Origin of the sequence: Niallia endozanthoxylica (assembly GCF_008710145.1) — a bacterium.
Lineage (GTDB): Bacteria > Bacillota > Bacilli > Bacillales > Cytobacillaceae > Bacillus_BD > Bacillus_BD endozanthoxylica.
On sequence record NZ_VYKL01000021.1, the window covers coordinates 107521 to 132276 of the forward strand.

Below are 24756 nucleotides of genomic sequence, written 5' to 3' on the forward strand. Positions count from 1 at the left end.
TATCAAAGAAGTACCCCTAACGCCCCTCCAAAGCCAAAATATCCACTAAATAAGGCTTAGGAGAAAGCAACTTCCCATTCCTATCTAAAACAGGTGCATAAATAATACACTGTCCCTTCTTCAAGTTAGTTAACCGCATTTCCCATTCCTTACGTTCTCCAGAATCCTGCGTTAGAGTGGCTGCAATGGAGGCAACCTCGTTTTCCATTGGTGCAAAGATGACCTTCACTGCCGCGTTTTGCAACCGGCTGACCTGATCGGTGGAGAAGCCGCCTTTTAGGAACTGAGTAGCAAACCAGCCGGACCAGCCAAATTTTCTGCCTTCCACTAGAATTTTTGCACTTGGGGAGTCGCCGCTGAAATCTAAGCGCTGTGACTCATCCAGAATGACAGGGAAGGGGAGATCCTTTTTCCCGTGCTGCAGCTTGTAGTACCATAAATCCCATAGGATAAACTCTGTAATCATCTTCTGCACATCAGGGGAGAAGCCGGTTAATTGAACCACAAAGACCTTTCCTTTTCCTTTTTCAAGAAATGACCAGTCAAAATCCTTTTCGTAATCGAACGGATTTTTATCAATTAATAGATTCATTTGTGATATGGCTGTTTTAGCATTGGAGGATCCATCCTCCTCAAGCAGCTCGCGCAGGCGTGTCAAATTCATTCTCTCATCGTAAATGGACATGCCCTTCATGACCGCCTGGTAAATCGCATTTAGCTGCTGTGGTCCCAGTCCAGTGTAAATGGAACTGATGACGTTCTTCATTCTCTCTGCTACGTCTGAGTCATCCTCCACAATCATAATATCCTCATCGAGTTCCTTTTGATTTCGCTTGAAGGGGTTCACTGGGAACTTCTTCGCTAAGACGATGAATTGCTCGAGGTTATCTCCCATTTTTTCCTTGAAGTCATCCTCAAGCTGTGACTTCTTGAAGCCGTCTGTGTAATCAATGATCATGCTCGAAATCCCCTGCTTAGATAGCTCCCAAAGCAGACATTGAATATAATAGGTTTTTCCTTGACCGGAACGTCCCGTGATAAAAAGGTGGCGGTTTGCTAAGCCTTGGTTACCAAACTCCCAATGTATCACCTGATTTGAGCCATGGATGGTGCCAATTGGAACTCTGATGTCTGAAAGTGGTGTGACAGGGTCAGTGACTTCGTTGTGGGCCGCATTTTTCTCGTCCTGATTTACATCTGGAGTAGCATCCGCTACCATTTGATTGGCTTTTGAAGTTTCTTCAGCGTCATTCTTCTCCAGTATGGAATCCTCGTTGACTTCTTCCTTTATTTCAGGGGTGAAGCCATTTTGCTCAGGCAGCTTTTCGTCATCATAATCATCATCTAAGTCATCATCAAAATCCAATTCAGGTATTTCAGGAGTCTCCCAATACTGATAGGATTCGTCCGCCTTTGCCTTTTGTTTCGGTTCAGTTAGGACCTCAAGTTCCGGTTCAGCTGGGACCTCAGCTTCTGTCTCATCCACAACAGGTGTCCATTCCACCGTCAAATCTGCTTCCTCAGGCTTATACACAGAAAATAGCATCTTCTCCTGTTGAAAATCCATATAGCCCTTTTGCATTTTCTCCAGTATTTGGTCCATATCCATCACCAGTCCGGCGAAAGCATCCTCTTCAATAAAGGTGAGCTTTAGACTGTTGTTCTCTAGTTCTGCCGAGCGGAAGCCATAATCCTTTCGGAAGGTAAGGGCGGCACTTTGACCAATAAAGCGTTCAAGATGCAGGCCAATCCGGAAATCATCATTCATCAGCCTGGATTTCAGCTTGTGAATCTGCTGATATTTCTCATCATTCCACAGGCCATTGGCATGGAGCTTCTTCGCATTAGATAGTAGGATTTGGGCAAAGAAATTTCGGTAGAATTTCTTTTTAAAGCTTTGCTCGTCAGGCTCATCAATTAGGAACGTTTTAAAGAGATTGGTTGTTTTCTCAACCTGAATTTTTGCCTTGGAGGTTTGCAGTCTACCGATTTTCACCTCTACTGGATAGAAATAAAGAATAAGCTGATCCTCAATTTCCTCTACACCCATCATTAGGATGTCATCACTGTGCTTACCGCTGGAGTTTAGGTTTTTTGCAGAGAAAATACCTTCACTTTTCGTTAGCTTGATGGCAGAGGCAACACGAAGAATCTCCTCTAGTGATATTGGTATCCAGGTGATGCTCGGGTGATAGAAATAGCCCTCTACAAACTTCATCGCCGCCACAAGGCTGATTTTCTCACGGGCCAGATGACCTTTGCTGCCAATGATATTTAACAGCCATTCACCATTAATCGAGTTAAACGACTTAATGGCCAAATCAATATTTCCTTGTGTAAACTTCACCTTGCTGCCGATATAATCGGAAATTACTCTCTTATATTGCTCGGACTTATCTGTGACGGTAATCGCGTCATAGCGGTCGGAGGAGGTATGCTGGTCATTATAATGAATGACTAACAGATTTTGACTAGATTTCTGGAAGAAATCAAGGTCCACACCAGGATCAATGAACGTCACCCATGCAGATGATTGATAAAGCTTATCTAACAGGCTTTTGCCTTCTGTTGATGTGCTCATGACAATGGATTTGTTCTTACTATAGGAGTTTTTCCCTTCATTTTGCATATTAAAGGAAAGCTCATTATAGCAGGCAGCCAGACCCATGAGAGGGTTGAATTCCTTCGGTGCATTCAACAACCCGAAGCCTGAGCGGTAATCCGATTCACTGGCAATGGCAACCACAGATGAAAGGAGACCATTCAAGGCAATTCCTGTTTCCATGCTGTCAACCTGATGGGATGCATCGATATCCTGCGTAGGAAGCTTAAAGAAGGATATATGTGCATACTGGAACTCCGTTGTCGGTGTTAGATCAATTTTGAAATAATGAATCCGTTCTCTAATTAGCCTTAAGACATCAACGGCATCAAATTCTCTGGAATTTAAGCTTATGTTGAACTCCGCTTCAATCTCAGAGGGTGTTTTCAGTGTTGAGAACAATTCGAATGCACTCGGGCTTTGAACACCATCGCGGTAGAGAGCCACCTCAATCGGCAGCATTCCGTCCTGTCCGTTCGTTTCCAGCTGTTTTTTCAAAAAGCTAAACAGTCCCCGAACAACCTCCTTGTCATTATGAATTTCAATCACATTTAGCAGCAGGGGAGAGTGTGCGCTCTCAAGGAATAAATAGTCAAAATGTCGAATAAACTGCTTCATTTTTTCTTCTACGACCGTGGCAAGGAACTCATTGGCTGTTCCGACCGTTATCAGATTTTCAGGCTCGTAGCTGTACCATTCTGCAAACGGTGAATCCATTGAAGGCCTATACAATTCATCCTGCTGCGAATAGAGGAACGGAAGCAGATTTTGCGGATGCAGTCGATCTAAGATGGGATTGTCTAGCTCCTCGTCCTTTATCTCCTCTTCAAGTTGTAATTGATAGGCTACATTTAATGGATGAAGGGAGGACAGCCAAATTTTTCCGTTCGTAACAGATAAGCCTAGTCTAAACAGGTTCTTTTGCTCCTGAGATAGAAGGGAGTGCTCCTCAATGGCACGGATTTCCTTCATGACTGCCTCTACGTATTGCTTGGCAAGCGGAATCAACTCTTCATCCATATAGCTTAGGCTTGGCAGCCGATTATTGGCTGAAAAGTACTCTAGATAAGAAAGGTATGCCTCTTGAACCTTTTCAGGCAAGGAAAAGTGCTCTATCTGTTTTCTGTCTATCAGGCTGGTATATTTATTTTCAATCCAATCCTTTTCTAGTAATAGAATGTCCTTGAAATTTTCATAGGGATAAAAGGTATTGGTTCCATATTTCAACCGGTCATGATCTAAATAAAAATGCTCACGTTTTTCTCTTTTTAATTTCCAAACTCGTCTTGCCGGTATCGGATAGGATTTAGTATCTGTATCCTTCAATTCAATAGGAAGATAATTTCCATCGATTTGAACCGTGAAGGTGAGGGAATCATCATCCCATGCGCCAGCGTCCACATCGAGAACCAGCTTCTCATTTTCGCCCTTGACAATGGTTTCAAAGGGCTCCTTGATTGTATGCTCCCTCACATGTTCACCGGAGCCAATGGTGGTTTGGTCACCCTGATATTTTAAAAAGATTCCTTTATCAGAGGGTTTAATTTTGACTTCAAATAAAGCCTCTATGCCTTCAAGCTCCGTTACTGCGAAGGGGACAATACAAAAGTTGAATTCATAGCTGGATTGACTTTCATTATTGTGCTTGTATTTAATCTGCTGAAACTGAATGCCTTCAGAGGAGGGAAGGATAACCTTTAGCTTTCTTCCGCTCGTCACCGTATACGGCGCACTCTGTTTATTGATAAACTGCTTTTTCAAGAAATCATCAAATTCAAATTGCATCTCCACATTCGAAGCTTTCTCTTCGTTAAAGATGATAATATGGCGCTTTCTCTGACCTACCTTTGTTTCAAGCTGTGGTCGTTCCCAAAAGCTTACATGCTTATTTAGCTTTTTTGTTTCGCTGCTCAGGTAGTCCAAGGAACGCTTCACATTGTTGTAAGCATCCTTAATTGGTGCAAATTCATTTTCAAACCAGTTTTCCTTCTTTAACTTTGGAATCATTTTTTCATCGAAGGATTTCTCGAGCTCTGTATCGAGTGTTTCATAGTCATGGATTCTCTGCACCAGCTCATATAGGCGGTTGTTTTCCTCTAAACGCTTCCGAATATCAGACGGTTTAATATAGGAGCCCTTGCCTAGCTCCTTATCTGGGAATAGATATAATGCTTTAAAGTCCTGATCTTGAATATCCCCTTTATTGATTAAAGCAATGACATCGGCATAATCCCAAATGGAGGTTTGAATGACGATATCCTCCAGCTTTTTATCTAGATGAAAATGGATAATTTCCTTTTCAGCCGGGGAGAGGTTTTCGTTATAATCAAGCTCGTCCTTTATATAATCTGTGATGCTTTGGATATTAAAGGGCATCCCCTTTTGCTGCAGGTTCTTGCTTCCACCCTGAATACTATCAAGTGAAAGGTGGGATATAAAGATAATGGACGTGTTTTCCCATTGTTCTTCCTGTTCACTCACCAGGTTCCGGATGGTGACTAAAAAGTCAGGGGTAATCGCATCGATGGTGGCAGCAACGATCACCTTCACATCATTTACCTGCAAATAAAAGGTGTTGTAGGGTGATCCAAGCTCGTGCTGGTATTGGAATGCCTGAGCTTCCGGCAGACCTTTTAGTGTTGAATAGAATTCTCTGACATTCTTTTCTTCATCAAACTGTAGATAGTAACGCTCGCCGCCCTCTAATTGCTGGTCCTTCAGAAATGTAAACAGCTTTTTAGCCATATAGTTATAAAATTGGTTTAACATATTGTGCATCACCACTATCACTTTTTTTCTCAATTAAATTGAGCTTGTTGAATAATTCTACGATGGCTTCCTTTGAATAACGGTCAAAGAAAACACCGCGCTTTTCAAACTCGATAAACAATTGCTTTAATGAGATTTTCTCGTGCTTAACCGATAAGGCTGTCAAAAGGATGAGAAAGTCCTGTGTCACATTCAGGATATTGCCAAGTGAGCCCCTTGTTTTCAAAAAATAGGTTTTGCCAATTTCATTAATAGCTAAAGCATATCGATATTTTGTTTCTAATGATAAACCCTTTGAAATTTGAACATGCAGCTGTTTGCAGCCCTCCATGAAGTCCTGCTTCTTTTCTATTTCATGTTGGTTGCCTAAAGTAATCTCTGAATATTCCCTGGTCCAGGTATATAGATCGTCCAGTAGGCTTGTCTGCTCATCCTCTGATATGGCTTTAAATCGCTCCTGAAGCTCAATATAAACCAGGTTTTCTGTATTCATCAAATAGTTTAGATGCTCGACCGTATTGACATGTCCTAATAGTCTCCGAGCATTGTCCATGACAACCTTAAAACCTGTTTTTACCGCCATGCGGTTCCTGTTCGACGCTTCCCAATCCAGGTTATAATAGATTGGTGTAGGAGAAAAGGTGTCCATTTTTTCAAATTGATTAATTTTCAGCGTAAACTGTGAGGCTGAATAAAAATAGTAATAGGCTAAAAACAAGTTAATATGGTTCATAAAAAATTCTCTGTTGGATAAAAGGGTTTGTAAATCCTCGGCGAAGGTCTCTCTTATAAATGCAAGAGTAGGTGTATATTTTACTTTTCTTTCCTTTGCTTCGAGACGAGGCATATGCTGCTGTATTAACCGTGCCAGCACATGCTCCTTTTCCTTCAGCTCCAAAATATCCTCTAGCTTGCCGGAATCACTTTCCAATAAAGCATCATAGAGAAACTGTGCAATTTCTCCCTCTCCATGCGATTCCTTTGATTCAGAAAGAGGAAGGTATTTATACATACTCGGATGAAAAATTCGAATGGAACTTGCTTCAAACAGATAGGATTCTAAAATTCGTTCGAAATACGGACGGTCATTCTCATCCATTTCAACGGAATGAGAGATTTCCTGAATAATGCTTTCTCCATTTAATTCAAAATCGGAGCCAGCCTTCTCGACATAACGGAAAAACTGGCCTAATACAGGGGTAAAGCCATTTTTGAATTTGGCTCTCTCTGGATTTCTCGTTTGAAAAGGCAGGAAGGCTGTCCTTTTGTTAATGGTATGCTTCAAGGTCGTCTTTCCATTTTTTGTACTTACTAATGTATTTCTTATTTCCTCTAAGGCACTCAACATCATCACTGCTCCCTGTAAAATGAATAAGATTCAAATTCAGCATCATAAAGTAAACGGAATGAAAGCCGGTGCTCGATATCCTTTATGAGAATCTCCTCCTGCTGTTTTCCAAACGGCAGAAGCTTTTCGATATAATCAACAAACTGAATGGAATCCTCCCGATCCTTCTTGTTTAAACGATAGCCATTTTTTACTCTTATGACCATTTCATATAGCTGCAGGTCAATTTCAACCCTATGTACCTCTGGATATGGATTGCATCGAAAGCCCAGAAAAATAGTAGGGGTGAATCGTTCGACCACATCGGTTTTTTCATTTTTAATTGTCATAGGTGCCTTTTTTATCTCCAGCGGCTCTGCAATTCGAATGCTGCTGCCTTCAGGGTCGATATATAGGTAATTGTTCTTTGGACTTCCTCTCCAGAGATAAATGGCTTTTTCAATATCGAAGTACAGGTTCTGCAGCATCGGCTTTTTATCCGTATTGTAGGCATACAAAAATTTCATATAATTGCTATAAACAAGATCCTTAAAGGCATTCTGCAAATGTGATTCATACAAGAAGGTGGAGCGAATAAATAATTCACTTAATTCCCTTTTTGTATCCTTATCAAGCAGTGCTACCTCCTCAATAGGTTCCAAGAGGTTCATCCATTCCTGTGCATCCGGATCATAAATGACCTCTCTGAAAAAGGTGTAATAGCTGCCTGAATTATGAAGGCTTATCAGCTTTTCATCCAATTCCTTTAAGCGGCGATGGATGGGGTCATGGTTCGCAATCATTCTCAATAAATGAGATTTTTCAATTCCTTCGAACAGGAGGTTTGGCAATAAGCTTGGCAGCATATCAATAAAGTCAGATGTTCTGATTTCCTCCACAGATGAAGGGACAAGGATGTCATAAATGAAATTTAGTAAAGCCCGAGAAGAGACAATAACTTTATCCTTCATAATGGTTTTAATAATGAGCTGAATTATTTGCTTTTGGACAGATTTTGACGAGAACATTTCGTAATTCACCAACAGCGGGTTGACGGCCAATTCCTTCTTGTCTATTAGGTAGGCTTGATAAAAAGGATTATCCTCACTTGGATTTGTAATTCGCTTGAATAATTCAGATAAATAGGAAGAAATGGGACCCTCTGCACTCAGCTCAAAGGTTCTGTAATCACCAAAGTTAAGGAGAACAAAGTGATTATCCTCCGGTGGATTGGTAATCAGGTTTGAATCGAATACATTGGCACTTAAGACGAATTCCTTTAGCCTCTGATATTTCTCCTCAGCATAGGGCGATTCAATAAAGTTATTTAATACACCTAGGTTAATAGCCAGAATGAGCTTTTCGTCGCTTGTATCAATTTTACTGTCAGAAAAATTATCCAACACCATTGCCAAGGTATCCAAGGAGTTCTTTCTTGGATCAAAGCTTTCTGTTGCATCGTTATGTATAGTGAATTGATCCATGATGTCAGGCATCGTTGTGGACAGGCGGGCAAGAAGATGTGATTTTCCGTCACCAACACTGCCGCAAAGAAAAATCAAACGGCTGCTTAAAGCTTTCGCACTTTCACGCACATGTGCTTCAAATGTTTCTTCAATCGGACGCTTTACATGTAAATATTGCTTAAATTCACTTAATCCTTTAGGACCCTCGACGGCACCCTTTGCGGATTCCCTCAGTTGATTAAGCTGGTAAAGCAGCCTTGAGTCATGAAGTAGCGGTAGCTGGTTTTCGGCTTGAGATTCTATTGACGCTTCTTTGGGAAAATTTTCTGCATGTATTGGACCTAATTCCTTAAGGTAGTTAGGAAGGTAATCCTGAAGAAGCTTCTTAAATTTATCATCCATCATCTCTTCTAAATTCTCAGGCTTTGGATCCTGGTATTCTGGTACCTTAATCTCAAAGCTTAGATACGATTCTGTGTACCATTTTAGGATTGAATAAAGATTAAAATGTACCTTTAAACCATCTGAGAACGGAATCTTCTGTTTGTCATGGACGGCATAATTTCCTAATCTTCTAATTCTGTCAAAAGCTTTGAAGATTTCCTCTTCAAAGACGTCCGAGTTCTTTAATATCATTAATCTTTCAGCATGTTTAGCAAATGTAGGATAGTCTATTTCTTCCTTTTGATAAACTTCCTCTATTAAATGCTCTGTCAATTTTCTTGCCTTCATCAAAGCCGCTTCTATATCTGTGAACAACAGCTTTTCAAAGTCCTTAGCAAGCTGTGCCCATTCAGGGTTTTCCTCACTTATGAAGGCAAAAGCATATTCCTGCTTTCCCATGGTTTCACCTCTGTAAAATACTATTGGGATAATTCCAATATTTATACTATAACATGTTATTTCATAGCTTTTCCTGAATTGAACTGGTTTATTGAATCATTAAAATGAAAATGAAACGGTAGAACTTTCGCCATGTACCATACTTTAAACATTACATATAGTTCCAGTAGAAAGTAACCCGGCTATTCTTCGACATCTCATTAACGAAAAAATTAAAAATTCATAGGCCACTTTTTCCTCTTTTCTCTATATAACAATCATGAAAGGAGAGGATGATAAAGATGGCACAGACAATGGTAAAGGCGATGAAGTTGCGTTTGACTTATGAGATTGGGATGGGTGAAGGCGGTAAACCGATTTACAAATCAAAGACATATGGTGGTGTGGTGGAGACAGCTACGGCTGATCAGCTTTTCCAGGTAGGGCAGGCGCTAGCTTCCCTTTCGAATGATCCGCTTTCTATGGTGGAAAAGAATGATCTTTATGAAGTAATCGGTTAAGCAAGGACAACGTTAAAAGGAGAGGATGACGGATATGGCAAAAACATTGGAATTGCATTTTACAAATAATCTAGGGAAAACTTCTAAACTGACAATTGATAACCCAAAAGAGCCGGTAAACAAGACGGCAGTAAAGCAGGTAATGGATTTAATTATTGCAGCCGATATTTTCGGAGGTGGAAATCAAAGCTTTGTCAGTGTGAAAGAAGCACGTCTGGTTGAGCATAACGTGACTGATTATGAAATTGTATAAGGATATTCCCCTAAGTAATTTCTGAAAACCAAAGGGCTGCCATCCAAATGTGGAGGCGGCCTTTTCTTATATTTAAGGAAGAAACGAGGTGTCTTTCGTGGAACAATTGATTCCCCTCATCAGCGAGGTCGGCTTTCCGATTGCCGTTACCCTGTTCTTGCTTTACCGAATGGAAGCAAAACTCGATAACGTTGTTCAATCGATTCAAAGCCTGCCGGAGCGGTTAAGCGGAAAATAGGATTTCTAGGTTTACTCTTTAGCGAACGAGGCACCGTTCGCCTATTGGATGAAGCAGGATAATAACATATAATAAGAGGAGAGATAGTTGCTGGGAAAATAGAAAGGGGGAGAATAGGGTGAAAATTCCAAAGGAAAACCGTATGACACTGGAAGAATACTATGAGTTCAGAAAGTCAAATGATGGATTATGGGAGTATATAGATGGCATGGTCTATATGTCGCCTTCTCCTTCGACAAAGCATCAGCGTATATCCATGAGATTATCATCTCAACTATTTAATTTGTTGAATGGAAAATCCTGTGAAGTGTTTTCTGCTCCTTTTGATATAGAATTGAAGAGCGAAACAATGGATGATACAAAGGTTGTCATACCTGATATATCTGTGATTTGTGACAAATCAGGACTTAGAGAACAAAAATACGTTGGTGTCCCTACTTTGATTATTGAAATTGTCTCGCCATCTAATCAATCGCATGACTTGGTTGTAAAATTAAACCTGTATATGCAATATGGTGTGAAAGAGTATTGGATTATCAATCCACTTTTTAACATGATTCAAGTTTATCTTTTAAACGAAGATGGTCATTATGTACAAACAACTGCTTTAAAGGAAACGGGAGAAGCCTATTCCTCTGTCATAGATGGTTTCGCTGTACAGGCCGAAAGCTGCTTTGAGTAAAAGCAAGAGAGCCTGCAAACAGGCTCTCTTTTAGAGAACATTTGCCTAATCGAAGCTACCTTATTGAATCGTTTCACTGCCATAAGCCTGTACATAAAGTTCCTTTAGAGCCTGTCTTATGGTTGACTTTCGCCTGCGGGGATGTTCACCAAATCCGATGCAATCCAAAACTCTCAATGACTTGTGTATATTCATATCCATTTTCAAAGTGAGAAATGAGTGCAGATGTAGAAAGGTTAATGATGTAGTGATCAATCATGGTATTCCTCCAGTGTTGTGTATTTAGGTTATAGCTTCGATTAGATTGTCTGTTATATATGTTTTGGGCCCAACTGCTTTTTAATGTTGGGGAACTAGTAGTTATTTTATATGATCAATATTTCACAAATTATTGTAAAAAATAAAAGTCGACTAAACAAACTCTCTTATACGATGATATTTTATAAAACAAACTTTCCAAAAAAGATGAGTTCACGCTGACGGTGCTCATCTTTTTTAGTGAGGAATAACGTTGAAAAAAACAATTTCATAGTTAGAAATGTAAGGACGTATCTCACGCTTCATATGGGCAATATTTCTCTGAAAATGAAACGTCAGAACCGTTTCTATTATGTTTGGCATTAAAGGCTTTTGGGCGAAATTTTTATTTTGGGCATTGTATAATTGCTAATTTTCTTTATATTTTTTAAATGTATATTCTCGATATCCTTACCAAATTGGATGCCTCCGGGAGAGGAGTTAATCATCGTAATATTTTGGAGAGCAACATAATCCGCCCGATTATCTCCGCTAAATATCTTAATATCTGCACCAGCCTTTTTAAAATTTAGAAGAGTTATATTATTTAACTTTACATTCCTGGCCCGGTATTGAATAGCAATTATTGGATTTTCCTCATAATCATAATCAGGATCGCCGACCAGTATAGAGTTATTAATCACCACATTCCGATAAGCGGAAACGACCATTCCTCTGGGGGTAGAGCCTGCATACAAACAGGTAAAGACTGGCTGGATAGCTACTAAATTGGAGGCCCTAATGTTAAAAGCAGTTTTGGATTCAGGATCCGTGCTCTTATGATGACCAATATGGCGAAAGTTAAAGGAACGATTATCATTTACAGAAAGATGCCCAATAATTTGAACGTCAGAAGCGGCCGATGAATTATGGTGGGCTTTGATCTCTACCCCTCCAAAGCATCTAGCTGAGGAATTATTAACAAGCCAAACAAATCTGGAACCATCGTCCACTTCTATTCCATTGGAATTTGAAAACCCTTTTTTATGAGCTCTTCCGCTCGGGTCACACATATGAGAATTAGAAATAAAAATATAGTCGCTATGATGAGTGGTTATGCCATCATCCCCAAAACCATATCCATTTAATTGATCGAGCCAAATGTATTTGCTGCCCCCCAGAGCACGAAAGCCGTCTCCTGAATAATCGTAAAGAGTGGATGAAACATCGAAGCAATGCAGGCCTGGATTGATTCCTTCAACATTTTTAACCCAGCCGTATGTAACGTGGGCGTAAGTCAGACAGCTTGAGTGGTTCCCCCAAGTAGCGGTTTTCTCCACGTTACCTAATCTTTCCACGTTCCAATCCAGGCTCATCCCTTCAACATAAATATTCCGATTTCCTCTTCGGTGATGACTGTTGGTAATCAGCCGTGTTCCTTTTGGAGCGTCATCATGAAGCTTGATAATCGTCTTGCCTTTTCCTTCTCCGGCAAGAATGGTCCAGGAGGGGAGTCTTATTCCTCGTGTTATAAAGTGGCCTTCTGGAATCCTGACCTTAACCCGTCCGCGTCCAATCGCTTTTTTAAAAGCTTCTGTATCATCCGTTTTCCCATCTCCCACGGCTCCAAATTCAATAACATTCACTTCCCGATTAACCGATGCCAAAAGCTTTTGATACTCTTCATCTAAAAGCCTCAACCACTCAGGATAAGCCCGTCCCTGTTCATCCAATAACGTATCATATGTTTTTATACTGTCTTTTTCAAAGGAAGTAAGAAAAACGCGGGCAATGCCCGACACAATCTTTTTAAGAAAACTGCCAAAGGTCATTTTTTCAACTGCTATTTGAACGGGCTTTTTGCTGCTGTTAAAAAGTCCATCCCTTTCGCCCGAAACTCCTTTGATTTTAGGGGCATCCTTTAAAAATGTATTGATTAAAGCTTCATTTTTATGGGGGTCATGTTTTTTATCTAGATAGATCATGTTCATTCACCTCGCTCATCAACAAGTATATGTTCATTTCCCTCATTTTACCGGTCGTAATCGTTATTAATGTATGTATCTGCCTGACTTTTTAGTTTAGTTTAATAAGATTGATGTTCCAACACACTCTGATACCATTAATATATATAATCAAAAGAAAGAAGAGAAAATGGGGAATGATTCATGAAGGAGATTATCTTAATCATAGCGGAAATCATTAACACAATGCATGTGATATTATCCTGAATCTAATGGCGTTTGCAGGCTTAGATTTAACTGATAAAGATCTGCATCTTTGGATTATGGGTATGATTGGAATCTGTATATTTGGCTGCACCCATGTATTCTTTCAACACCTTTCAAAGTATGAAATCACGGCAATTTCTTTTGTTTATACTTTAACAGTCATGGTGGTCATCGTATTTGCCATCGAGATCCAGCAACCAATAACAGGGAGAGGGCAAATGGAATTTGACGATGCAGTGATTGGTTTATGGGGCTTTTTACTATTTTTTGTCGCTTTTCTTTTAATAAAAGCGATTTATAAGAGGATTTTTAACTGGTTGAATTGAAAAAATAGTAAATATAATAATCGACGGTTTCGTTCAGAACACAGTAAAAGGTCACAGTGATACCCAAAGTCAAAAAGTAAATGCTGTCTTTCAAGGAATGAAAAAGCAACTATGAAACATAGGGACGGTTCGTGTTTCATATCGGAAGTATTTTCCTTAAAATAAAATGGCAGAATCGTCCCCGCATTTCCGAATAATTATCCAAACCTCTCTGTTAATATTCTAATAAGAGAAAGAATGAAACAAAAAAGAGCAATATAATAATAGTTTGGGTTAACTTTTATACAGCGGACTCGTAATATAGTCTGAGCTATGTAAACGGTTATAAATTGAAGAAACGGAGGGATCAATTCATGCTAACTTATGACGAAATTACAAAAAAGTTATTAACTCAAATGAGAAATGTTGGATTAAATCCATATAACATTAAACATAATATTGAAATCCAAACATTATATAAGGAATTTACTTGTAATTGTGCATTATTAGAAAAGAATCTTCCCCATATATCAAGAGTGGAGATAGGTTTTGGTTGGGATTCCTCATTAACTGCAAATTCAATGTACGGAAGTGACTGCTCTCTTTATCATGACGATACAATGGAATGTATTCATGACGATCTTGACGCTGATGTTTGGATTGAACTTAATATTAAATATAATATTGAAGTTGAAAAAGAGTATGAGAATGAAACAAATACCATTTACAGTGAATTAATGAAATTATTTACAGATAATATGAATCATGAAAATATACCGCATCTTAAATGGAATGTTATGGTTAATCATGCTGGACAAACATTAATTTCTTCAATTGATGCTAAACATTATTGGGAGATCCCTGTAAGTGAAAATAAAGAAGACTTTGACTATGTATTAGGAGATATTTTTAATGAGGTTAAAAACAATCTACAAAGTATAGATGCTCTGCCATTCATTAAAAGGAAATATTAATGGTATTAATAAAAAAAGCGAGGTTTATTCTTTACAATCTCGCTTTTTACATTGTTTTACCAAACAAATTTTACTACAAATCCCTTACAATCTTACTACTAAAGCGATACAATACTTATTAATTAAATACTCGACTAATAGAATTATGCTTGAAGGTAAATGGAAGGCCTGTGAATGTTTGTAATTAACGGTCAGGTTAGTTTAACAAGGAATTTTCCATTTATAATCTACTTAGTAAAGAAGCTCTGAAGCTGCAGCATAAAAAGGAAATTACAAAATTGATGTTAACTTTATTATCAAATGTAAGACATAAAAAATGGTCTACAATAAACGTACTAGTTATGTACTTTAATTTTTTGATCAAAGGCTCTGGAAAATTACAATATTGATATTTGCATATAAAAAAGGCTGTTTACATTTAATGGTCTTTTTTGCATGCCTATATGAATGTTTATTTACAACCAGTGTTGGTATTTTAAAAAATACAGATACAAAAAATATTACACGAATGAGGAATTGCAATTGGCTATTTTAGAAAAAGAAGTAGAGATTACATTGCATAACAAAACGATTGAATACTATGAAAAACTTGGATACGAAATACCAAGAAGGAAAAATAGACAAAACAAAATGGTAGTTCCACGAGGTTCAAAGATCATTGTAAAATTAGAAGACTTACAAGAAGGTAGCGGCGTTTTTGTAACAAAAATTTGTGATGATTGTGGTTCTACTGGAAAGGTAAAGTATTCCTCTATATTTATTTATCGGGAAAGGGGAGATGGGAGAGACAGGTGTAAGGAGTGTGGTTGGAAATATGGAATACCTAAAAAAGATTCTAATTACTTGGTAAAGGTAGGGAGCATAGCTGAAACAGATTCACATATAGCTCCTTTGTTTTACTACGAAGAAGATGCATTTAAATATACAAGAAATTCTGCAAGAAAGGTATACTTCAAATGTCCAACTTGTAATCGTAAAATACTTAAACAAATAGGCTATGTCACTAATTTCGGACTTACTTGCGAACTTTGTGACGATGGATTTACAATCCCCGAGAAATTTACAGTGAAATTATTAGAACAATTGGGAATTGCTTTTGAAACTCAAAAGATTTTTGAGTGGTCTGGTAATAAGAGATATGATTTCTATATCGAAGATAAAAATATGATTTTAGAAACTCATGGTATGCAACATTACGGTATCACATTTGAGTATCTTGGTGGAAGAACATTAGAAGAAGAACAAGAAAACGATAGGCTGAAATTCAACAATGCAATTGAAAATGGAGTTGAAAACTACATCGTCATTGACTGTCAACGGTCAGAGTTTAAGTATCTTAAAAATAGCTTTTTAAAGAGTGAATTTGCAAATTCCTATGACTTAACATGTATAGATTGGGAAGAGTGCTACAAGTTTGCTTGCTCCTCCTTGATGCATGAGGCTTGGAAAATGTGGGATAATGGAATGACAAGTACAAGTAAAATTGCAGAAAAGCTAAATATAAGTAGAACAGGAGCTACTAGATATCTTAAACGAGGTTATGAACTTGGTATATGTACCTATGATGTTGAAAAAGAAACGAATATTAGTCCAGTTGTACAATTGTCTCCGATTGGCGAGTTTATGAATGAGTTTGAAAGTATATCTAAAGCAATGGACTATCTAGGATTTTCAAAGAACAATAACGACTGTAGCAATATATCTACGGTATGTGGCGGAAAAACGAAAACTGCTTATGGTTATAGATGGATGTATAAAGAAGATTATGATAAATATCTAAAGGGTGAAATAGAATTACCGCAATATCAAGACACTAGATATGAAACGATAGTAAAATTAACTTTTGATAATGAACTTGTTTCAGAACACATAGGTGTTTACGATGCTTCTGTTTCAGTAGGATTGTCTAGGTCAAATTCTCATATTATAGATTGCTGTAATGGGAAAAGAGATAAATCTCATGGATTCAAATGGATGTATAAAAAAGATTATATTAAATATCTCAATGGTGAGATTGAAATGCCACCATTTAATGATACTAGACCTAAAATAATAGTGAGATTGACGAAAGACAACGAATATATATCAGAACATGAAGGTGTTTTAAATGCTTCAATTTCTGTTGGATTTTCTGAGGTAAAGTATCAAATTACAAATTGTTGTAAGAGGAAAGTGAAGTCTGCATACGGATATAAATGGATGTATAAAGAAGACTATGAAGTACAGTATGGAAAAATTAAATAGATTCTGATTCAATCCAGTAGCCTTTTGCTGCCAATATCCAATAGGTTGCATTCCTCCAAGTATATGAAGCAATAATTAAAGCGAACAGTGCCAGGCACTGTTCGTCGATAGGGCTCATTTCTGGAGTATGAAATGCGCTCTTAGGCCAGATTGTTTAGGAGCATTTTCAAGATAATATAGATATAATTAGAGAATATTTAGAATAAGGGAGTTTTCAAATTTGCTAACTAACCACTTAGATTTTCGATTAGAAGCCAAAATTAAAGAAATATATGAGCAACACAAAGTTCGGTCTGCAAAAATAGATTGGGGTTATTATGAGTTCTTGCCATGGGATAAAGCTCAAGATTTTAGAAGGTTACCCTGGGATAAGAGCCAAGTCACTCTCCCAAGTGGAATAATTACTGCAGTCGAAACAGCCTTACTTACAGAAGTGAATTTGCCTTGGTTTACTTCTCACTTGGAACAAACCTTTAAAGGAAGTTTATCCGTTATCACAGACTTTGTTCATACTTGGACAGCAGAGGAAGATCAACATTCTAATTTACTTGAAAATTATTTGCTTATTACACGAAACGTAGACCCTAAGCGATTACATGAACTTCACAAACAAACCGTTGAGGGTGGTTGGTCGCCTGATTTTCATACCCCATTTGAAACCATGGTATATACCACGCTTCAAGAACTTGCGACCATGGTATTTTACAACAACGTATCCAAAGCAGCCGGTTCACACGACAAAGATTTATCTTCTCTATTAAGAAGATTAGCAAAAGATGAAATTTTACACTATGCCTTCTATCGAGACGTAGTAAAATTCCATTTGCAAATAGAACCAAATTATTGTTTTTACCTGGGGCATGTTATTAAAAATTTTCAAATGCCTGGAACAGTAATGCCTGACTTTGAAGAAAGAATGAATACTATTGCAAAAGAAGCTAATTATGGTCCTCTTGAGTATTTTGACCAAGTATTAGATGTTATTGTTGAGTACTGGGAATTGGAAAAGTTAAGGCCAATGGCCCCTGAAGCTGAGAAGGCTCGTGTAGACATTATATCTTATCGTGATAGATTAAAAAAAGTAAGAGACCGCTTAGCTAAGAAAAGGTCCCAATGAATAAACAACGGTCAACAATATAAAAAATGCATATTTTAGGTATTCCAGAAAAGAGCGCAAGAGTGAAGTAAAGGAACAGGTAAATTAAAGACAGCGGTTTAAAAGGGAGATTGATTCTTTTATGAAGATTAAGAAGAAAAAGCTATTTATGGTTTCAGTTATGATTTTTTCATTTTTTGTAATATCTATTATTTCGAACTATAACTCTCTTGAAAATGCGAAAAGTGCTTGTGTCGAAAATAATAAGAGCCCTAACATCGAACAAGAATTTTTGGCAATAAATTGGGCTGTTTCCTGTAGCGAACAGTGCCAGGCACCGTTCGTCTCGTTCTTGCCCTTGCGTTAAGTAGACTTATACTTATTTCTACTTATCTTCGAACGGTTGCTTTTCTTACTTTTGGAAACAAGTAGATATATTTTAAATTTCATTCATGGTAGTGAGTGTATGAAGTTATGAATTATGTTAATTTAACTGGATAGAACTTCAGTAAAATAAATAAAAACTTCGGTACGATCCTTTTTTTATTTATGTGGTTAACTAGAGGTTACTCAAAAAATGAACCTTCAAGAAGGCAGGTTAGCCTAACCGACACATAGGGACGGATCTCACGTTTTATCTGAGAAATATTTTCCTTGAAATGAAACGGCAGAATCGTCCCCGCGTATCTAAATTTATATTTCATCTGTCATTTTCAAAATAGCATCTATTATGATGTTAGGTTGGTCATACATTACTGAATGACTACTATTCGGAACTAACATAAATTCACTATTCGTAGATAAATTGGTTAATTGTTGTTGGGAATCCAGCCATATCTTTTCCATACGATTGGACTCTTGTTCAGAGAAACCTAATTCAACTGCCTGTAAGTCTACCGTACTAGGTGTAATAATGGTTAAAGGCTTATCTTCTAAAGAGTTCGTATTTTTAAGTAATTTCTCAGAAACGTTTATTTGATTAATCTCTTCATCTAATACTCTGAAAAATGGCGTGTCCCAATGAACATTGACATACTTTTCTGGAGAAAGGTAATCTGGCATTGTATCTAGAAATATATGTTTGCCAAATAGTCGGGCTATCCCAATTTGGGATAAAAATTGATTCATTTTTTGGTCCTGTGTTTCGAAAAAACTCTCATTATATTTCTTAGCTTGTTCTGAAAAAAATTCATTTCTAGCATCAACAAGAACCATTCCTGCTACCTTATCTGGGTACTTATCTGCAAAGAGCCGAGAATAAATTCCTCCCGTAGAATGCCCCACCAGTATGACGGGGGTATCAATTTCAACTGATTCGAGGATATGATTTACATCGTTTATCGTCATATCTAAAGTAAACCCATTAGGAGGCGGGTCACTCCAACCATACCCTGCTCGGTCATAGGTAATGACAATGGTGTGCTTTGATAGCTCTTCCTGTATGTTTGACCAGTCGTAAGACCAATTACCAGTTCCTGGCTCAATAAGAACGGGAGGAAGACTTGATTTAGTACCTTTTATATTCACATGTATTTCTCTGCCCTCTACATCAATCATTTTTCCATCTGGAGGGTAGTCGTTTTTAACGTTTTTATAACTTGCATATTCATAAAATAACCCTAATATTAATAACGAAAAAATGACTATAAACAAGGTAATTCCAAAAAGTTTCAACTTCCTAAACGACTTAATCGTATGATTATGTTCAACCTCCAAATCACCAGATCCTCTCTTTTATCTTCATCTATTAAACTGAACTTTCTCTTAACTTTTTCTTGGTTTCGAATGTTAGGAAATATAAAACATTGTTTTATATTCACATCTAGTTACGGTTTTTCTCCTCTTGCGACTGGATTTTCCTTATATGAGACCCAATCACTATAGCTTCCTGCATATAACTTTACATTTTGAAAACCTGCCACTTTTAATGCGATGTAATTAGGAGCGGCTGTTACGCCTGACCCGCAATAAACGATAATCGGCTCATTCTGGTCCAAATCTGCAAATCTTTGTTTCTGTTCTTCGCTATTTTTAAAGGAACCATTCTCCAATCCTTCACCCCAAAACTTATTGATTGCACCGGGAATATGGCCGGCTATTCGATCGATTGGTTCAATTTCCCCTAAATAGCGGGCTTTATCTCTTGAATCTACTAAGAGTGGGGGTTTTTTCTTATCATTGACAACCTCTTTTACTTCGTCATAAGAAGCCAGCATCTCTTTTTGAATATTCAGGTCAAATTTTGCTGATTTCACTTCCGGCACATCCTTCGTCGTTGGATAGCCCGCTTCACCCCATCCTTTAAAGCCTTCATTTAGCACATATACCTTTTGATGTCCCGCATAGGTAAGCAACCACCAAAAACGGGAGGCAAACTGATTCTCGCCGCCATCATAGGCGACAACCGTTTTCGTAGAATCGATTCCTGCTTTTTCGATTTCCAGTTTGAATTGATCGATATCCGGGAGAGGATGCCTTCCTCCGTGTATGGAAACAGGAGAGGATAACTGTTTTTCCAAATCAAAATAGAATGCACCAGGGATATGACCTTCTCGATAAAGCTTTTCTCCTTTATCCGGATTTCCTAATTCAAACCGGCAATCCGCAATAACGACCTGTTCGTTATGTAATTGTTCAACAAGCCATTCCTTATTAACGAAAAATTTCATCTTAACCAGCTCCTATCCATATATGAACGAACTATTCTTTCATTTTAGAACAAATGGATCATTTTAGAAACGCTGGGACGTTTCACCCTTTGAAATGAAAGAACTGTCCGAGACTGCTGAAAAAGTCCATTGAAGGGGAAAAGACACTGATTAACTACTATATGTAGGTAATCAACACCTTTTATTTACTTTATATTGATGGAACTTCCCATCCATTGTTCAAAGTGAACACTTTTTCAGCAATCTCGAACCGTCCCCGTGTTTCACTGCCGCTTTAAGGCATTTATTTAACAAATCTTTTTAAGTAGTCTTCTAAAGGCTGCTCAAATACTTCCACATCCTCTCTCAATTCAATTGCCGAATACCGAATGAGGTGGGCAAATGAATTAGGACCTAAACCACCGGTCGCATCCAGATAGAACTGTGCCGATTGTATGGTTACCTCTCCATCTGTGTACGTAAGAAGATATCCAATACTGCTTGTCTCCCCAAGTCTTAGTTTATTTGTGAAGACAAATCCTTCTGGGGCACCTTCTTCATCAAAGTATTCCTCTTCTTCCATTTCATCAATGGTTTGGTATACTTCTCCATCAATACATGCAACATCAGGATAATTGACCCCGCCGTCACTAAATAAAACAAATAGGTGCTTTCCTGTTAGAAACTCATTATAGATTTCTTCTACAGAAGCTTCTTCATATTCATCAAAACACTCATCAAAATCAAATTTGGAAATATCGTCAACAAGAAAGGCAGGAACACTCATAATCTTCTTCCCCGCAGCAATGGACTCCTTTAAAAAGCCCTTCAAATTTATGTTTTCTAATGCACATTTGTATTCCTTCATAAATGAATTCCCTCCAGTGTAAGATTTGAAAAATATAGACTCACTTATGTTTAACCGTAGTCATCGTATCAATAAAAAGCATACCCATGATTATAAAAGTAATTCCAATGATAAGATACCAGCGTATGTGTTGTTTCCTATATGATCATTAAGGAGTATGTATTTATCTATTTGGACGAAAACTATAACCAATTTTCTATGTGCATGTATGTATGCCAATTTATCATAAAGTGGGGCAATGGAGTTGTTCATTTCAAATGTAAAACCAGATCATAAATCAATGATTCATTTTTTTGACAATCAACATAACTTTTTTACAGTAGTAGATGTCCATTTTAGTCATCGAGATCAAAGTTTAAAAGCCGTTCTATTATTTCCCTATCATCAAGAAACTTTTTCTCCGGATCGAATGGAAGTTTTAACAGAAAATGAATGGGTTCCAAAAAAAGGTGACCCACATCCTTACTTGGATGCTCTTTCTGGTCATCCTGCCATGCATAAGTTAATGAATAAAATCAAATCAATGGAGAAAAAAGCGAAAACCCAACTAGAAAATCGTTTCAAATCTGTCGTTACGAAAGTGGCAATGAAACTTAAGCAAGAGATTCAACCTTTTTATCCTATTGAATGTAAAGTGGCAGAAGATTATTTAAGTATTGTGACAAAAATTTGGATTGGAACGGAAGAGATAACTGCTCGTGCCGAAACAAATAATTACTTTCCCGATACCACTAACGATAAAGAATTTGTAGAAAAATTGAGCCAAGAGTATAGTCAAATGACATTGAATCATATAAAGGAATACATACGTAAAAAAGGGGATGCCAAAAAGCCGCAAAACGTTTATATAGGAACTATTCCCATTATGAATCCTGTAGCTGAAGAAGAGTACGAACATGATACGTTGTACGTTTCTGTTCATACAGAGGGATATTGTGAGGAATGTAAAAATACAATCATTGATAATATCCATTCTTCCATAACCATTCAACTTCAAAAGCTGACAGAGCATAAAAAAGATCTTCTCATTCAGGTAGTGGGTGATACAATTGTATGTCCTGAATGCAGCACAATCATTGAAAAAGAAAAGCTTGTCGTGAAAGATCTCATTTATAAACGTGTATTACTTGAGGAACCGATTAAATCTCTCCATCTCCTTGGAAACATGAATAAACAGGAGGAAATGGTCAGTCTAATACATTCAGCTATTGATGGTGAAGAATACTTTACAAATGATCAAGAAAGGTTCTGGGATGCTTTTTCCTATATAGCCTTACAATCTTGGGATGTATTTATTGCAGAATTAACAAGGAAAGAACTAATAAAAGGATTACGTCTTTTCATGGAAGATATAGATGATGATGCTTCAAAAGCATTATTGTTAAAAAAATTAAAAAAGCTTTCCTTAACAGAGAACCAAAAAGAAGAATTTTGGCTTAGTGCAAATGAAGTGGTTGTCCAATATTATTTGGTCATCAGTTTGTTTGGTTGGAATATGAGTAAAGAAATGAATAGGATTGGACCCAATCGTGCAGAGTTCATTTTTCGCTTTTTACCACTTCAAGAGGAATTAAATAAGCTGCGAAATAAACAATTATCTGAACTTGGCCTGAAAAATCCGGGGGAAGTGAAAAAGCTTCAAGAAATGATGACGACTCAACATCAGCAAATAGAGGGATTAAAGCAGGAAAATGGTCGTTTAACGAATAAGCTTGGCGAAGCGTATAAACAAATAAGTCGGTTGGAACAAGAACAATTTAATGTATCGGATGAAGTACGTAATAAAGACGATATCTTAAAAATCCAGAATTTAAAAGGGTTAATAGAAGAATTAAAGATGGAGATTGAACGATTATCGGTTGAAGTGGTACAGGAAGTAGAAATGGAAGAGGCAGGACTAACAGATGAGCCGATTGAGCAAGAGAAGGTACCTATAGAGGCTGTACTGAAGGGGAAAAGAATCCTTATATTAGGAGGATATAGAAGCAGGCAATCGAAAGAGGAAAAGGCATATACCATTCTTACACATGATACCCGTACAATTGAGCCTAGATTTTACGAACTACTAAAAAAAGCAGATATCATTGTTGTCCTTACTCGTTTTATTTCCCATCGGGCGATGTGGGAAGCTAAGGAATTTGCCATTATAGAACAAACACCTATCTATTTTACAAGCTTTACAAACATCCCAACCATTCTGCAGGAAGTGGTTCGTAAAGGAAGTGAAACATAGGGACGGTTCTTGCGTTTCATAGGATAAATTCTTTCCTAGAAATGAAACGGCAGAACCGTCCCCCTGTTTCTACGGTTTTTCTCCTTTTGCCACTGGATTTTCCTCATAGGAGACCCAATCACTATAGCTTCCTGCATAGAGTTTTACATGTTGAAATCCTGCCATTTTTAATGCGATGTAATTAGGAGCGGCGGTTACGCCTGATCCGCAATAAACGATAATCGGCTCATGTTGATCACAATCTGCAAATCTTTGTTTCTGTTCTTCGCTATTTTTAAAGGAACCCTTGTCCAATCCTTCACCCCAAAATTTATGGATGGCACCGGGGATATGGCCGGCTATTCGATCGATTGGTTCAATCTCCCCTAAATAGCGGGCTTTATCTCTTGAATCGACCAATAGTGGGGATTTTTTCTTCTCAGCGACAACCGCTTTTACTTCATCATAAGAAGCCAGCATTTCTTTTTGAATAGTGACGTTAAATTTCGCTGATTTTACTTCCGGCACATTCTTCGTCGTTGGATAGCCCGCTTCAACCCATCCTTTAAAGCCTTCATTTAACACATATACCTTTTGATGTCCTACGTAGGTAAGCAGCCACCAAAAACGGGAGGCAAACTGACCTTCGCTGTCATCATAGGCGACAACTGTTTTCGTATGATTGATTCCTGCTTTTTCGATTTCCAGTTTGAATTGATTGATATCTGGAAGAGGATGTCTTCCACCATGTGTTGAAACAGGAGAGGATAACTGTTTTTCCAAATCAAAATAGAATGCGCCAGGGATATGACCTTCTCGATAAAGATTTTCTCCTTTATCTGGATTTCCTAATTCAAACCGGCAATCCGCAATAACTACCTGCTCATTATCTAATTGTTCAACAAGCCATTCCTTATTAACGCTAAATTCCATCTTCACCAGCCCCTATCCGTATATGAACTATCTATTCTTTCATTTTAGAACAAATAGGTCATTTTGGAAACAGGGGGACGGTTCGAGGCTGCTGAAAAAGTGTTCATGTAGACAGGTTAGTCTGCAATACCATCAATATTTAGTAGATAAAGTAAGCTGGTCGGCTACATATTGTAGATAACCAGCTTACTTTTCTTTTTGGCTTTGTTAAAGTACTGTGTTGATAGGCCAGATTTTTGACTCATTCGTGTGAAATGAACATTTCACACGCCTTTCAGCGTAGCTGAAAGGTTGCTGTATTGTCATGAAATAGTAGGAGAAAATGCAT

The 24756-nt window shown here is 37.8% G+C and carries 17 protein-coding genes; 9 read left to right on the plus strand and 8 right to left on the minus strand.

The genetic code is table 11. The features are described 5' to 3' along the window. Positions 1–16: 16 nt before the first annotated feature. The 3 genes from dptH to dptF are packed head-to-tail and all read right to left on the minus strand — an operon-like array spanning position 17 to position 9007. Positions 17–5371, minus strand: coding sequence for a DNA phosphorothioation-dependent restriction protein DptH (dptH, locus tag F4V44_RS27860; RefSeq protein WP_223881899.1), 5355 nt, complete (start codon positions 5369–5371; stop codon positions 17–19). Beyond that, positions 5352–6722 (minus strand): DNA phosphorothioation-dependent restriction protein DptG, encoded by a 1371-nt coding sequence (gene dptG, locus F4V44_RS14495; protein ID WP_150440735.1) that lies wholly within the window; start codon positions 6720–6722, stop codon positions 5352–5354. The genes dptH and dptG overlap by 20 nt, the downstream gene beginning before the upstream one ends. After that, positions 6722–9007: a DNA phosphorothioation-dependent restriction protein DptF gene (gene dptF, locus F4V44_RS14500; protein ID WP_150440736.1), complete on the minus strand. Its 2286-nt coding sequence runs from the start codon at positions 9005–9007 to the stop codon at positions 6722–6724. The genes dptG and dptF overlap by 1 nt, the downstream gene beginning before the upstream one ends. 281 nt (positions 9008–9288) lie before the next feature. Here dptF and F4V44_RS14505 point away from each other — a divergent pair, with 281 nt between their 5' ends. From F4V44_RS14505 to F4V44_RS14520, 4 genes are all read left to right on the plus strand, one after another. After that, positions 9289–9507 (plus strand): DUF1659 domain-containing protein, encoded by a 219-nt coding sequence (locus tag F4V44_RS14505; protein WP_150440737.1) that lies wholly within the window; start codon positions 9289–9291, stop codon positions 9505–9507. Between the two features lie 34 nt (positions 9508–9541). Further along, on the plus strand, positions 9542–9760 hold the full coding sequence (locus tag F4V44_RS14510; protein ID WP_150440738.1) for a DUF2922 domain-containing protein: 219 nt from the start codon (positions 9542–9544) through the stop codon (positions 9758–9760). 97 nt (positions 9761–9857) lie between these two features. Beyond that, the gene (locus F4V44_RS14515) at positions 9858–9998 is read left to right on the plus strand and encodes a YvrJ family protein (RefSeq protein WP_150440755.1); all 141 of its coding nucleotides are present in this window, start codon (positions 9858–9860) and stop codon (positions 9996–9998) included. 118 nt (positions 9999–10116) lie between these two features. Continuing rightward, positions 10117–10680 (plus strand): Uma2 family endonuclease, encoded by a 564-nt coding sequence (locus tag F4V44_RS14520; protein WP_150440739.1) that lies wholly within the window; start codon positions 10117–10119, stop codon positions 10678–10680. A gap of 620 nt (positions 10681–11300) precedes the next feature. On the opposite strand, the gene F4V44_RS14525 is transcribed toward F4V44_RS14520, so the two are convergent. Continuing rightward, complete coding sequence (locus tag F4V44_RS14525; RefSeq protein ID WP_150440740.1) at positions 11301–12902, minus strand: glycosyl hydrolase family 28-related protein; 1602 nt, start codon at positions 12900–12902, stop codon at positions 11301–11303. A 251-nt stretch (positions 12903–13153) separates the two neighbouring features. On the opposite strand from F4V44_RS14525, the gene F4V44_RS14530 reads away from it, so the two are divergent. The 4 genes from F4V44_RS14530 (at position 13154) to F4V44_RS14545 (ending at position 17788) form a co-directional block, all read left to right on the plus strand. Then, complete coding sequence (locus F4V44_RS14530) at positions 13154–13474, plus strand: hypothetical protein (protein WP_223881900.1); 321 nt, start codon at positions 13154–13156, stop codon at positions 13472–13474. Between the two features lie 353 nt (positions 13475–13827). Beyond that, on the plus strand, positions 13828–14427 hold the full coding sequence (locus F4V44_RS14535) for a hypothetical protein (RefSeq protein WP_150440741.1): 600 nt from the start codon (positions 13828–13830) through the stop codon (positions 14425–14427). A 522-nt stretch (positions 14428–14949) separates the two neighbouring features. Continuing rightward, the gene (locus tag F4V44_RS14540; protein WP_150440742.1) at positions 14950–16671 is read left to right on the plus strand and encodes a hypothetical protein; all 1722 of its coding nucleotides are present in this window, start codon (positions 14950–14952) and stop codon (positions 16669–16671) included. Positions 16672–16891: 220 nt separating this feature from the next. Next, a complete protein-coding gene (locus tag F4V44_RS14545; RefSeq protein WP_150440743.1) occupies positions 16892–17788 on the plus strand; it encodes an acyl-ACP desaturase in 897 nt (298 codons plus the stop codon). A 672-nt stretch (positions 17789–18460) separates the two neighbouring features. Here F4V44_RS14545 and F4V44_RS14550 read toward each other — a convergent pair. The 3 genes from F4V44_RS14550 to F4V44_RS14560 form a co-directional block, all read right to left on the minus strand. Then, complete coding sequence (locus tag F4V44_RS14550; RefSeq protein ID WP_150440744.1) at positions 18461–19483, minus strand: alpha/beta hydrolase; 1023 nt, start codon at positions 19481–19483, stop codon at positions 18461–18463. 110 nt (positions 19484–19593) lie between these two features. Continuing rightward, positions 19594–20436, minus strand: a complete 843-nt coding sequence (locus F4V44_RS14555) for a sulfurtransferase (RefSeq protein WP_150440745.1) — start codon at positions 20434–20436, stop codon at positions 19594–19596. A 283-nt stretch (positions 20437–20719) separates the two neighbouring features. Further along, positions 20720–21283 (minus strand): hypothetical protein, encoded by a 564-nt coding sequence (locus F4V44_RS14560; RefSeq protein ID WP_150440746.1) that lies wholly within the window; start codon positions 21281–21283, stop codon positions 20720–20722. Positions 21284–21521: 238 nt separating this feature from the next. Between F4V44_RS14560 and F4V44_RS14565 the strand changes: the two genes are divergently transcribed. Next, the gene (locus tag F4V44_RS14565) at positions 21522–23516 is read left to right on the plus strand and encodes a DUF2325 domain-containing protein (RefSeq protein WP_150440747.1); all 1995 of its coding nucleotides are present in this window, start codon (positions 21522–21524) and stop codon (positions 23514–23516) included. A gap of 69 nt (positions 23517–23585) precedes the next feature. Here the strand turns inward: F4V44_RS14565 and F4V44_RS14570 are convergent, their stop codons facing one another. Next, complete coding sequence (locus F4V44_RS14570) at positions 23586–24428, minus strand: sulfurtransferase (protein WP_150440748.1); 843 nt, start codon at positions 24426–24428, stop codon at positions 23586–23588. Positions 24429–24756: the final 328 nt, after the last annotated feature.